This is a genomic window from Pseudomonas sp. QS1027, assembly GCF_002814235.1.
Lineage (GTDB): Bacteria > Pseudomonadota > Gammaproteobacteria > Pseudomonadales > Pseudomonadaceae > Aquipseudomonas.
Window position 1 is genome coordinate 1 of sequence record NZ_PHSU01000011.1, and the last position, 13472, is coordinate 13472.

The window sequence follows — 13472 nt, forward strand, 5'->3', positions numbered from 1 at the left end:
CGAACAACAGACGCAACTCGATGCCATCCTGCTGACGGGCCTGCTGGGCAATGGCAGCCTCAACAGCACCCTGACCGTACAGTTGAAGGCGGCAGCCGCCACCCTGATCAGCCTCTACGAAAATCTGCAAGGCGCGGTAGACACTGCATACAAGGCCACGCAAGAAGCCCGGCTGATCCTGTCGGATGTGCCGCCGCCCTTTCCCGATCCCCTGCTGCTACGCCTCAACCGCCAGGGCGTGGCGCAACTGCGCAGCCTGATGCCCGAGACCTTTGGCGACCTGTTTATCATCGAGCGGCGCGATTTCAAGGTCGAAAGCCATTACCTGTTCGGACTCAGGGACCTTTCCCGCGAGCCGGAGCGTCCCTTGCGCTACTACGGCGAGTTTCTGGGCGAGTACGGCCGACCGATCAAACCCGCCCCTCTCCGGCGGGGCCAGGTGCGCAACGGCGCGCAGTTGGTGGTCATGCCATTTCACCACCCCACTGCGCGGCGGATCAGTGAGCTGAACCGACATATCGATGCTGTCCATCGATACGACCAGCAACAACACGCCGCGCAACAGCAACAGGCCAGGGCCCAGGGCGCCTTGCAGGAGACGCTGAATCGCTTCGAGGCGCAGAAGAGCAGCACGGTGTATCGAGTGCTGGATTCGGTGCCGTTCACGGCGGCGGTGTTGATGTTGGAGTTGTGGAATGTGAGGAATGAGTTTGACGCGTGGGATCAGGCAAAGCGAGAGAAAGGGAAGTTAAGAGCGGATACAGGAGTAGTCGCTGGGGTGGTTGATTTGATGATTGCGATAGAAGCGTTAAGCATCAAATTGGCGGGGAGCCAATCGGTGCTGGCTTCAGCGCGGCTCACGTTGTTTACCCTTCCAGAAGCCCCTGTTTCCTGGTTATTGGGGGCGACCCTTGCCAAGCGAGTCAATCGTCAGATCACCACTCGCCTGTTATTCCAAACCAACGCAGGCGTGCTCTTCGTCGGTCTCAACCTATACGACGCCTGGTACACCTATCAATGGGGTGATAACGCCTATTGGGGCTATCTGACGATGGCCATAGGCGGCCTTGCCGGCGTTATCGGCGGCCTGACACTCGGTGGCCCGACCGTCCTGGGCTTGGGACCCGCCGGCTGGACCGCGTTGATCCTGATTCTCGCGGGGGCCGGCGGTGCCTATTTGCTGAGCAACACGCCCCTGGAAGATTGGCTGAAGTGCGGTCCCTTCGGACCGAATGCCGGCAGCCTCGGCACTCATCTGAAAGAACCAAAGCAGGCCTTCTACTACCTGGTCAGCCTATTTGCCGATTTGCGTATCGTCATCGAACGCAATCCCTATCACGAGCCCAACCCCAAACTCAGCTTCCTGGACGACGACAGATTGGCCTATGACGTTCGCAAGGCCAACATACGGGTACGCGTCGAGAGCAATCTACCCGGGTTGCTGGCGAGTTTCGGCCACCCCAGTCTGAAGGTGGATTATCACCTCCAGAAAACCCAGCAATATAACGATGGCGAACACATCCATCAGCAAAGCTCGCACTCACCCGCACCTAGGTGTCTCCTGGCCCATCGCCTGCTCCCCGAAGGTCTCGAACTTTACCTCGACAGCCCTTACAGCCAATCGGTCGATCCAACGCGACCAGGACCGTCGACCTATTACACCTGGCTGGTACGAGCCCAGGTGAGCCTCGGCGACGGCGACGACACCTGGGTCTTTCCGGCGCCACTGCCCAGGGATCCCACCGCCTTCGGCCCTAAGCACACCAAGCCGGACTTCGACAAGCTCGGACAGCCCTTCTGGGCAGATCAGACCACCCATAAAGCGCGACGGGGACAATAAGCCGCATGAATGAATACTACGCTGCCACGGCCTACCGTTCCGACCGACTGCCCAACCAGCCCGCCTCCAAGGAGCGCCCATGGCTTAGGCGCTTTTCTTGCCTCCGCCTACCTTGGGGCGGAACCGAGGATCTGGCGCCTGCGGACTTTCTTGAAGAGGCTTCGCCCGGAAAACTACGCCGTGTGGAAATAGATAAAAAAAACCGCGAGGAACAACTCGCGGCAGGAACCTATGTACCCGCTCCCTACGAACACGTGGACTTTCATGACCGGCATGACCATGAACGCTTCAGGTTTGCCCTATGGTCCAAGCGCTCACACTTTTGGCTCTATCTACTGGGTGGGGGCCGAGCCTTGTTTTATCTTTTCACGGTTGTATCGATACTGAGCTTTTTTTCAACTATGAGTATCACTAGCCAGTCATGGCAACAACACACGAGTGAACACATTTCATTTTATGTAGTACTGACTGGAACCCCTCTCCTCTGCTGGGCCCTGGGCGCCCTGGTCGTCTACAAATTCCCCCGCCTCTGGGTCAAGCCCTCCCGAGGCCCACTCTGGGAACTCAACCGCCGCACCGGCCTGGTCACCCTGTTCGACTACGACAATAACGGCGCCTACAAAAAGCACGGCACCATCGGCGAAATCACCGCACCGTTCCACGAGTTCGACGCCTATCTGGTGAGCTTCCCCGACCGCCAGGGCCTGATGATGCACAAGCTGGTGCTGGGCCATCGCTACCGCGACATCCTGATCGACTTCGGCGCCCTGGTCTCGATAGGCCCCGCACACCAGTTGCCCTGTGCCCTCTGGGATTTTATCCAGAACTACATGGACACCCGCAACCCGCTGCCCGATCTGCCGCGCTACGAGGAATACCGCCACCTCGACCCCACCACCGCCGACTACGACCGCCTCTACGCCCGCCCGCCGCGCCTGTGGATCGACATGGGTGACGAGCTGTTCAAGGCCTACGTCCAGGACATGCTGATCCGTATCGACAATATCACCACCCTGCAACGCCCCAATCAAATGGCCCGCCATGTGGAGTATGTCGATTGAGATTCGCACCGAGGCGCAGCGAGCATCAGCTTTTATTCTGGACCGAATAGACAGGGAAATGGCAAGGGTACGCGCGATGTATCCGACAACGACAGACTGAAACAACAAATAAATACCACAGGCGCAATAACACCCCTGGAGATACTCCTTCGTGCGTTTCCTCAAAACTCACAATAAAAGGACTTATCCATGGCCAACACAGTCAGCCGGGGTGAACGGGGCGCCAGGCCCATCGATGGCATTGTCATCTCGGACCTTGTTGAAACCCCTGACATCAAGAAGCCTTCCACCCCCGATCCATCTCGCGCGCCCTCGCCGACCAGGGGCCGGGCCGGCCTCGCCGAACTGGACGCGCGCCTGGGGCCGGTCACCCTGGACACCTTTGTCATCAGTCGCGTGGAACTCTACGACATGGGCGCCAGGCTCCGTGGACGTGCCCTCGACAGTGCCGACCCGCAACTCCAGGGCAGTGGCCGGATCCTGGTCGAGGGTTTGCAGTTCGATCCGGATGAACTGCAACACCATCTGGAGACAGCGGACGATGCCGATCAACGCCCTATCGACGTGCTGTTTGAAATAGGCTCGCAACGCTCCCTGCAGGCCCCGCCCTTGCTCGGGACAGAAAAACCGGCGCAGGCCGCCAACCTGATGAAGCATCTCAATCAGTTGCTGGTGCGCTTGCAGAACCTGCAAATCCTCACGCACAAATATGTCACCTTCAGCCTTCCGAGCTGGATCGATACCGCCAAGAGCCGCAGCATGCTCACGGCGGGATCCGGCATGCAGGCCTACGGGATCTACAGCGGCCTGGTCGGCATCCGTGAAGCGCTGAAAAAGCGCGACGTCACCGAAGCGGCGGTGAACGCCGGCAGCATTGGCGCCGAGCTGACGTCCATATTGGTCGAGCGCGGCTTGAGGAAAACCGGGGAAGCCCTGCTCAGCCAGGGCGGCAGGATTTTCCAGGGTTTTCGCGCCACCTCCGCCGGCCTGCTGGTCAGCCGCAGTGCCGGCCTGCTGGGCAATGTGCTGACCCTGCCGTTCGATATCCACAGTGCCGTGGTGGCGTTCAACAATGCCGCCAAGGCCAGCGGCAAGGAAGCCATGGACCATTACGTCACGGCCGGGTTCAGCATTGCCAGCGCCACCTTGTCGCTGGCCCTCGGCGCGGCGGCCGCCGCCGGATTCAGCTCTGCCGGCCCGCTCGGCCTGGTGGCGTGCGCGGTGTTGATCGTCGGCGCGAAGATCTACAGCGCCGTACGCCAGGTCGACGATATCGACGACTACATCGAACTGAGCGTCAACGAGCGCTGGCGCTCGGGCTGGTTCGCCTTTACCGGACAGGCACTGGACCAGGAGGTCATGGACCGCTACCTGATCGAGCGCACCCGGGTCGACTATGGCAAAGCCCTGGAAACCCGCGCCAGGGCGCTCCTCGACGTGGAAATGAAGGAAACCCTCGCGGGGGTCGTGAACGGCAACTTCCACGTTGGGCTGGAGCCCGTCAAACACTGGGCAGCGCGCTGGGATGAGGGCCAGGAACAGCCCTATACGACCATCAATACGCCGGTGGTCCGCGAGGGCGACGATGTCATCGATGCCTCAAAGGGCCTGGGGCAAATCCCGGGGCTGGTCAGCGGAACGCCGGGGGAAAAAAAGGGCCTGCTCTGGCAATTGGGCGGCGGCAACGACCGGGTCATCGGCGTGCGCGACAAACCCAACTACTTTGCCTTTTCGACCGGCAAAAAGACCCTGACCGGCGGCGATCAGGATGACGCCTTTCTGTTCCAGACCCAGGCCACCCTGACCGCCCCCAACGTGCCCGCCATCAGTGCGCTACAGGGTGGCGACGGCCAGGATACGCTGTCGCTGCAAGGGCAGGTCCCGTCGCGCAACAGCTTCCAGTTCGTCGGCCACGCGGTTGACCTGGACAGCGGCACCCTGGCTTTGCGCCGTAACGCCGCTGACCTCATCCCGGTCGCCTATGCCACGCTGGCCTCCATCGAACATGTCGAAACCCTTGCCGGTGGCAGCAGTCGCGTGAACGGTAACTCGCAGGCCAATCACATCACCTTGCAGGGTATGGACGACCAGGCGAGCGGCGGTGACGGCGACGACCACTTCATACTCAAGGGCACCGAGAGCAGGGTCGCCGGCGGCGCCGGCAAGGACCACTACCGGATGACCCCTGCGGGAAGAACCGTGGTCCTCGACGAGGACGGCGGTGAGCCCAGCACCGTCGAACTGGACTGGCCCATGGAACGTATCCAGAGCTGGCGCATCGTCGACACCGACCTGATCGTCACCTCGTTGCGTGACGAAAATGGCAGGTTGCCCAGTCACCAATTGATCATCAGGGGTGTCTATAAACACGACGGCGGGCGGCAACTGAAAAATGACCTGCTGTTGTTTGTCACCCGGGAGGGCCATACCCTCAAACCCGACCTGCCGGCCACGCTGGAGGGCACGGACGACCAGGATGTCCGCGCCACGGTGCTGATCCTCGGACAACTCCCGCCGGCCCCGCAGCCCGTCAATGGCGGCGAGCACAGTCTTCCCGGAGCCTCGACCAGCGGCTACTTCATCGCCAGGCAGACCCTGCACACGACCTTCCAGGTCATACCCGACGACACGCGCCCCTCAACCACGCTGTTCCTCGACTACGACAGCGCTGAGATCGAGCAGGTCAGCGTACGTTACCAAGTGCAATCGAAGAGCATCGGTGCCTTCAACTACCTGAGCTACAGCGAGGCCAGCCTGAGCCTGCGGTTCGACGACCAGACACAACTGACGCTCAAGGACTGGGTGGTCGAAGGCGCGGGCAAGGCGACCGATGTCGGTGCCGCCCTGCACACCACGGGGTTCGACCTGAACCATGGGATCGTCCTGGTGCTGCGCGATGGCAGTTCGTATGAGGTCGGCGCGCCAACCTCCAGCTATCTCGACGACCAGCACCACCCGGGCATCAGGACCCTCGATGGCCGTGGCTCATTACGCCGGCGTACCGGCCACTACCTGTTCCGCTCACCCGAAAACCAGAGCGCCTTGCTGAAAGACCAACCGCAGCGCATCGACTTCAAAGCCGGCAGCGACTCGACGATCTACACCCTGGAGGGCATGAGTTCAACCTATGAACTCTATCCCTGCAGCGGCGCCACCATCCGCCTGTCGACGCCGGGCGCCCTGGCGAAAATCACCAATGCGTCGACCTGGTACATCCATACCCAGGCCAGCGGGCAAAGGGTGACGCCCGGCGACATCAGGATCGCCCCCCAGCAGCTATGGGTCGGCAATATCCGCTTCCTGCTGCCGACGCACGACGATCCCGCGCAACCCATGGACCTGATCTACATCGTCCTGACATCCGGCGCCAGGTATGAAGTGGACCGGATCTTCGACCAGCTATTGCTGCATGAACTGGATGCCCGCGCCCATGCCGATCTGGACGCCATAAAAAGCTGTATCGAACGGCATCGGGCCGACGACCAACTGGCCGCCAATCGCGTCAGGGTCAAAGGACTCAGGGTGATCAGCGCGTCGACTTCAAGTGCACGCTCCCAGGATGACTACGACGCGATCACCTACGACACGCTGACGCAGCAGTGGCGCACGGACAACGACGAAGCGTCCCTTGTCGACCCTGCGGACCTGTTTATCCACACCCCGCGCTAGCCGCGCGGGGCCTCCAACCCTACCCGAGCAACACCGGACCGGGCTTGCCCGCGGCGCAAGACGCGCCATTGGCCGGCCCCAGTGAGAACACGATCAACGAAAGGATTCCGCCATGTCCCCCAGAACACCGATTCGCCCTGGCACACCCGGCACCCCGCAGCCCGATCTGCCGGCCATCAGACTCCCCGAGATCAGCCCAGCGATACGCAATCGTCTTCCCGGCACCGGCACCCCGGTGCTGCCGAGCGCCCCCGGGAGCACACCGCCCACCAGGCCGGCAGTGGCTCCCGTCGCGCCGATCCCCGGCGCGGCCCCCATTGCCATCAGCAACATCGCCGGCCCTGTTGCCAACAGCCTGTCGCCGGGCCGTCCCTTGAGCGCTTACTCAAGGCACGCGCCCAAAGGCCTGCCACCTCCCGACAGCGAAGGGTTTCGCGTGGCCCAGCAGCGCAAGTTCGTCAATCTCGAAGATGGCCAGGTCGTCATGGTCGGCTATGACGAAAGCGTCAGGTCCTACTGCGCCCAGGCCAGGGAAGAATACCGGCCCTCGGGCCCGGCCTTGTACCGGGTCGCGGGTCGCGATATCTGGAAAGAAAACAGCGCCGCAACGGCCTTGCGCCCATATCAACTGCCAGCGCAACACCCAGCCACGCCTCAGCCGGCAAGAACCCCCACGGCGGATGGCGGACATCCCGACGAAATCGCCAACGACCCGGCACTCCTGCAATGCCGCGGACGGTTGGTGGCCGATGCCGAGCGTTTCTTCAAAAACCACCAGTTGCCCGATCGCCCGCCCGTGCCTGAACTGCCCCCCGCTGCGAGCGACCGGGTGCTGATCGAGACACTCTACCGACAGGCCGAAGGGCTGGTCATCGGCGAAACCTATACCGACTCGGGCAGCAAGCTGTTCCTGATCAAAAACATGGCGACATTGGCTGAACAGGGTGTCAGGACGCTCTACCTGGAACGCCTGAGAACCGATGTCGAACAGGCTCACCTGGAGACCTTCCACAAGACCGGGATCCTGAGCGACACCCTGGACAATTACCTGCGCACACTCGACGGCGACTACGGCAATGCGCCAGCAGGCACCTGCAGTTACCGCAACCTGATCATCACGGCCCGCGCCCACGGTATCCGGGTCCAGGCGCTTGATTGCGCCGCGAGTAACTCCCTGCGCGTACGCGACCCTCACATGCTCACTCGAATAACAGCACTGAACTACCATACCTATCAAGTCATCAAGGCCGATCAAGCGGGTGGTCTCCAGGGCAAGTGGCTGGCCTTGGTGGATACTCATCACGCCAATGGCTATGGCCCTGAAGGCACACCAGGACTGAGCCGACTGCAAGGGGTTACAGGACTGATGATCGACGACACCATGAGCAATCCCGCAATACACAAGGTCCCTGCCCTGCCGCATAACGCGGGCGGGCAGATGAACCTCGTCAGGCCCGACCTGAAGTTGTCCGTGAAGGTGCCATGGCGAGAAGCCCTTGAGGTGCCTCTCCCCTACCGAAACGCACTGCAGGATCGGATCCGAAGCCCGGAAGATATCATCGTGAACAGAACCCATGTCAGACTTCACGAGCGAGCTAAAGATGAGGCGGCCATCGATGACTTTCTTCAACGTGAGGAACGCCTGAAAAGCACCAGCGCGGCGTTTTTCTCGCGGCACCACGGCAACCGCCAGGCCAAACCGGAGATTCCCCATCTGCCGGCCGACAGCACGGTGCCACGGATCCTTGAAAGGCTCTATGAAAACAATAATGGCCTGGTACTGGGGGCTGACCAGGGGTCCATCACCGCCAGGAAGTTGCTGATCGAAAATATGCAGACACTGTCGACACTCAAGGTTGAAAAACTCTATGTGCAGAATCTGCTGACAGACCTCGACCAGCCTTTTATCGACGGTTTTCATGCAACAGGCGTTATGCCCAGGCACTTTGAACAGACCCTTGGCTCCGAGGACCTACGACAGACGCTCGGCCTGGGAAATGAATATTCACTGCAACGCCTGCTGATCAGTGCGCGTGAGCACGGCATCAAAATTCAGGCTCTGGACATGGCCAGCGGCTACAGGAAACAAAAGCAGCAACACAATGTGCCCAACTTCAACTACATCGCGCACAAAATCATCGAGAGTGATCAACAACATCATGGTGCCCACAAATGGCTGGCGCTGGTGCTGAACGTCCACGCCAGCACCGTCAGGGGGTTACCGGGCCTTGCGCAGCTACAAGGTGCCCCTGGCCTGAGGACCGTCGCCACAGGACCGCGAACCACTGCGAAGATAAGTGTCGATCCCGGGTACGTAGAGCATGTTTATGGTCGTGACGAGTATGTCCGTTCGGATCTGGCGCTGCAGGTCAACCTTGATTCCTCACCCAGGCCGCCGAGTACGCAGAACCCCAGGAACTGTCTGGGCTGGATGGAAGTCGAGCCAGACTTCCTGATCGAAAAGCAGGGCAACCATTTCATACTTGTGCAGAGAAGTTATCGCACGGGCGCGGATCATTACGAGGAGACCACCATCCAGGTACGTGATGGCAAATACTCCATACCGCAAGGCGCCGCCCTGTTCAACGGCGTGCAATACAACAGCCTCGCGGATCTGGTGTGGGGGCTGAAGGGCTCAGGCTATGTTCAGGTCGCCGAACTCCCTGGTGTTATTCCCATTCCCGCAACGCCCAGGCTCGACACCCATCCGCAACTCAATCGACCCGGCATGTTTCTCACCGACGAGACGGCGAACGGCCCCGTGCTCGTCAATCGCTCAAAGGATCGCTCGTTGACTGTGACGCCCATCCGGCGCAACCCGGCCGGCAAGTGGTACATCAACCACCAACGATGGGGCTATGACGAAACCAGGCTGTTCGACAGCCTGGACGAACTGGGCAGTCATTTGATCAAGCATGTAGGCCTGGTTGCCTATAGCGTCCCCTCCGACCTCTGAGAACCGGCCCCCGATCCACAGGAACGAGGGCCAACCCTTAGCCGGCCAGGGCCTGCGCCTCCATTTTCTGGCGCAGGCTCAGCGGGCGCATATCGGTCCAGACCTCTTCGATGTATTCCAGGCACTCTTTCTTGAAGCCGCTTTTGCCCACGGTGCGCCAGCCATTGGGGACCGCCTTGTAGTCCGGCCAGATGGAATATTGCTCCTCGTGGTTGACCACTACCTGAAAGAGGATGTCGTCGCGGTCAAATACTGAAGTCATTGCTGTTCTCCGTCGTGTGGGGATGACGCTGCGCCTGTTGCGCAGCCGTCGTGTAGAAGGAAACGTTCAAGCCCGGCAAAAAATTAGAGGCTGGCCACCGCTGCCGCCAGCGCATCGCCGAAAATCCGTGCCACTTCGTCAATCTGCGCGGCACTGATCACCAGGGGCGGCAGGAACCGCACGACGCCACCGTGACGGCCACCCAACTCGAGAATCAGCCCGCGCTTGAGGCACTCACGCTGAATCAGCGGCGCCAGGCGCGCAAAGGCTGGCGGATGACCCTGGGCATCCGGGGTACCGCTCGGATCGACCAGTTCGACCCCCAGCATCAGGCCGCGCCCGCGGATATCGCCCAACTGCGGGAAGTCCCGCTGCAGGATGCGCAGGTGCTCGCTCAGGCGCGCGCCCATGGCCGCCGCGTGGGCCGGCAGGTCGTGTTCCTTGAGATAACGCATCACCGCGGAACCGGCGGCCATGGCCATCTGATTGCCGCGGAAGGTCCCGGCATGGGCGCCCGGGGCCCAGGTGTCGAGCCAGTCGCGATAGACCATCACCGCCAGGGGCAGGCTGCCGCCGATGGCCTTGGACATCACCACCACGTCCGGAATGATACCGGCGTGTTCAAAGGCGAACATCTTGCCGGTACGCCCGAAACCACTCTGGATCTCGTCGACGATCAGCGCCACGCCGGCCTTCTCGGTGATCCGCCGCAGGCCACGCAGCCAGTCGAGGTCCGCCGGGATCATGCCGCCCTCGCCCTGTACCGCTTCGACAATGATCGCCGCCGGCAACTGCACACCGCCCTCGGGATCGTTCAGCAGGTTTTCCAGGTAATGCAGGTTGACCTTGACCCCCTGGGCGCCACCCAGGCCGAACGGGCAACGGTAGTCGTAGGGATAAGGCAGGAACTGCACGCCATTGCCCAACAGTGCACCCAGCGGCTTTTTCGGCCCCAGGCTACCCATCAGGCTCAAGGCGCCCTGGCTCATGCCATGGTAGGCGCCCTGGAAGGACAGGATGGTGCTGCGGCCCGTGGCCGTACGCACCAGTTTCAGCGCGGCTTCCACCGCATCGGTGCCGGTGGGGCCGCAGAACTGGATCTTCGCTTCCTTGGCCAGGGCCTCGGGCAACAAGCCGAACAGGTCCTGGACAAACTGGTCCTTGACCGGCGTAGTCAGGTCGAGGGTGTGCAGCGGCAGCTCATCGGCCAGGACCTGCTGGATCGCCTCGATCACCACCGGGTGGTTGTGCCCCAATGCCAGGGTCCCGGCGCCGGCCAGGCAGTCGATGAAACGGCGGCCCTCGACATCCTCGACATACAGGCCCTTGGCGCGCTTGAGCGCCAGGGGGATACGGCGTGGGTAGCTACGGGCATTGGATTCCTGGCGACTCTGGCGGGCCAGAATCGGCGACTCGTCGAACTGATAGAGCGTTCCAACCGGCAGTTGGCTGGCGCTCACCGATAGTTTTTCCATAAGGCTGGTAGCGACTGACATCTCTCGATCCCTCAATACTCTGATGATATTGACCAAAACCCTGTGCCCGCGCGCGAATGCGTGCAGGCTTTGTGTTCTGGAAACGCACCAGCGCCGCCAGGATTTACACCCGGGCGACGCTTTGCATCAGGAGTTTTTCAGGAGAGTGGTTTCAGACCGCCCGCAACGGCATGGTCAGTTCGACCCGCAGCCCGTCGGGACGACTGTCGAAGTGCAGCACGCAGCCGCAACGCTGGACGATGGCGTTGACAATGGCCAGCCCCAGGCCGCAACCGGTGCTGGTGCTGTTGCGCCAGAAACGCTGGGTCAGATGCTGCAGATCGTCCGGGGCAATGCCCGGGCCGTGGTCGCGGACCTGGAAGCGCACGCGGTTGCCGATGGTTTCCACATTCAATTCCACCGGGGCATCGCCCGGGGTGTGGCGCAGGGCGTTGTCCAGCAGGTTGCGCAAGGCGGCGATGGACAGGGTCGAGGGCATTTCCAGCGGCGCCGCGGAGAAGTTATCCGCGAGGTGCAAGGCGATGCGGCCACGGTTGCCATTGGCCGAATCCTGGATCGCCAGGCGCGCCACCTGCTCGGCATTGCACTGCACGCCATCGTCGAACGACAGGCTGCCTTCGACCCGCGCCAGCAGCAGCAACTGCTCGAGGGTCCGGTGCAGACGGTCGGCACCGGCCTCGGCGTGGGCCAGGGACTGGTCGCGGGCCGCGCCTTCGGTCATGCGCGCCACTTGCAGGTGGGTCTTGATCGCGGTCAGCGGGCTGCGCAGTTCGTGGGCGGCATCGCCGGTCAGGCGGCGCTCGCGCTCGATGGTCTTGCCGATGCGCTGGAACAACTGGTTCTGGGTGTCCAGCAGCGGCTGCAATTCCCGGGGCAGCGGCTGCACCTGCAAGGGTTCGAGGGAGTCGGCGCTGCGGCGCATCAAGGCATCGCGCATGCGATTGAGCGGCGCCAGGCCCTGGCCGATCCCCAGCCACAGCAGGCACAGGCAACCCACCAGGGCCACGCCGACCGGCACCGAGGCCGCCAGCAGCACCGAGAGGTTCAACGCCTCGCGCTCCACCTGGCGGTCGGCGGTGGTGATATGCACGTCGCCGCGCACCAGGGTGAAGCTGCGCCAGGGCGCGCCGTCGATCATCTGGTCGTGGAAACCGGCGGTCTGGTCGTCGAGGGCCTGTTCCGGGTTGTTGTGGCTGCGGGCAAGAATTTCGCCACGCAGGGAACTGACCTGGCAGGCCATGCCGCCAGGAATATTCAGCTGTTCGGCGCTGAAATGAGTGCCCTCGCCCTTGGTCGAGACGGGCGGCAATTGCTCCAGCAGCCCGGCGACCATGCGCGCCGAAGCCACCAGGCGCTGGTCGAGGGAAAACATCATCTGGTGCCGCAGGTCGCTGAGCATCCAGGTCGCGGCCAGGGCCCAGATCAGGATAAACGCCGAGCCGATGGTCAGGCTCAGGCGCAGACGCAGGCTCATCATGACGCGGCGTCCTCGTTACCCGCCGGGCCCAGTCGATAGCCGAGGCCGCGAACGGTCTCGACAATACCGTTGCCGAGCTTGCGGCGCAGGTGGTGGATATGCACGTTCAAGGCGTTGCTTTCCAGTTCGTCGCTGAAGCCGTAGACGCTGTCTTTCAGTTGCTCGCTGGAGAGTACCCGGCCGCGGTTGTGCAGCAGCGCCTGCAACAGCGCCTGTTCGCGGCGCGAAAGGTCCACCGGCTGGCCGCCGAGCAGGGTCACCCGGCTGCTCGGGTCGTAGCTCAGGGCGCCGTGCTCGATCAGGTTGACGCTGCGCCCGGCGACACGCCGCAGCAGGGTCTGCAGGCGGGCGAAGAGTTCACGCAGGTCGAAGGGCTTGAGCAGGTAGTCGTCGGCACCGGCCTGCAGGCCGTCGACCCGGTCGGTGACCGAGTCGCGGGCGGTGAGGATCAGCACCGGTATCTCCAGGCCCTTCTGGCGCAGTTGCGCCAGCAGTTTCAGGCCGTCTTCATCGGGCAGGCCGAGGTCAAGTACCATCACGTCGAATTCCGCCGCGCGCAACATGGCCCGCGCTGCCGCCGCGTTGGCGACATGCTCGACGGTCATGCCCTGGGCGGTCAGGCCGGCCTTGATGCCGCTGGCGATCAGCTCGTCGTCTTCGCAAACCAGTACATGCATGGGGATACCTGCGCAAATGTGTCGATTGGAACGC

The 13472-nt window shown here is 62.3% G+C and carries 7 protein-coding genes and 1 pseudogene; 4 read left to right on the top strand and 4 right to left on the bottom strand.

Going from position 1 to position 13472, the window contains the following annotated elements; all coding sequences use genetic code 11:
• The 4 genes and pseudogenes from CWE01_RS10865 to CWE01_RS10880 all read left to right on the top strand — a co-directional run.
• Positions 1 to 1840: pseudogene (locus CWE01_RS10865) on the top strand (hypothetical protein); the annotation flags it as partial.
• Positions 1841 to 2241: 401 nt separating this feature from the next.
• Complete coding sequence (locus CWE01_RS10870) at positions 2242 to 2901, top strand: hypothetical protein (RefSeq protein ID WP_100940535.1); 660 nt, start codon at positions 2242 to 2244, stop codon at positions 2899 to 2901.
• A gap of 189 nt (positions 2902 to 3090) precedes the next feature.
• Complete coding sequence (locus CWE01_RS10875; RefSeq protein ID WP_100940536.1) at positions 3091 to 6570, top strand: hypothetical protein; 3480 nt, start codon at positions 3091 to 3093, stop codon at positions 6568 to 6570.
• 112 nt (positions 6571 to 6682) lie between these two features.
• On the top strand, positions 6683 to 9526 hold the full coding sequence (locus CWE01_RS10880) for a membrane-targeted effector domain-containing toxin (protein ID WP_256579340.1): 2844 nt from the start codon (positions 6683 to 6685) through the stop codon (positions 9524 to 9526).
• Positions 9527 to 9563: 37 nt separating this feature from the next.
• On the opposite strand, the gene CWE01_RS10885 is transcribed toward CWE01_RS10880, so the two are convergent.
• The 4 genes from CWE01_RS10885 to CWE01_RS10900 all read right to left on the bottom strand — a co-directional run bounded on the left by CWE01_RS10885 (position 9564) and on the right by CWE01_RS10900 (position 13438).
• Complete coding sequence (locus tag CWE01_RS10885) at positions 9564 to 9788, bottom strand: MbtH family protein (RefSeq protein WP_100940537.1); 225 nt, start codon at positions 9786 to 9788, stop codon at positions 9564 to 9566.
• 83 nt (positions 9789 to 9871) lie between these two features.
• Complete coding sequence (locus CWE01_RS10890) at positions 9872 to 11284, bottom strand: aspartate aminotransferase family protein (protein ID WP_100940538.1); 1413 nt, start codon at positions 11282 to 11284, stop codon at positions 9872 to 9874.
• 151 nt (positions 11285 to 11435) lie between these two features.
• Entirely contained in the window at positions 11436 to 12761 is a 1326-nt protein-coding gene (locus tag CWE01_RS10895; protein WP_177410466.1) for an ATP-binding protein, read from the bottom strand.
• A complete protein-coding gene (locus CWE01_RS10900) occupies positions 12758 to 13438 on the bottom strand; it encodes a response regulator (RefSeq protein WP_100940539.1) in 681 nt (226 codons plus the stop codon). Before CWE01_RS10900 ends, CWE01_RS10895 begins: the two co-directional genes overlap by 4 nt.
• Positions 13439 to 13472 lie beyond the last annotated feature (34 nt).

Bases quoted from the DNA above. Each gene is read 5' to 3' on its own strand.
- CWE01_RS10870 (WP_100940535.1), top strand. From the start codon at position 2,242: ATGAGTATCACTAGCCAGTCATGGCAACAACACACGAGTGAACACATT.
- CWE01_RS10880 (WP_256579340.1), top strand. From the start codon at position 6,683: ATGTCCCCCAGAACACCGATTCGCCCTGGCACACCCGGCACCCCGCAG.
- CWE01_RS10895 (WP_177410466.1), bottom strand. From the start codon at position 12,761: ATGATGAGCCTGCGTCTGCGCCTGAGCCTGACCATCGGCTCGGCGTTT.
- CWE01_RS10875 (WP_100940536.1), top strand. From the start codon at position 3,091: ATGGCCAACACAGTCAGCCGGGGTGAACGGGGCGCCAGGCCCATCGAT.
- CWE01_RS10900 (WP_100940539.1), bottom strand. From the start codon at position 13,438: ATGCATGTACTGGTTTGCGAAGACGACGAGCTGATCGCCAGCGGCATC.
- CWE01_RS10890 (WP_100940538.1), bottom strand. From the start codon at position 11,284: ATGTCAGTCGCTACCAGCCTTATGGAAAAACTATCGGTGAGCGCCAGC.
- CWE01_RS10885 (WP_100940537.1), bottom strand. From the start codon at position 9,788: ATGACTTCAGTATTTGACCGCGACGACATCCTCTTTCAGGTAGTGGTC.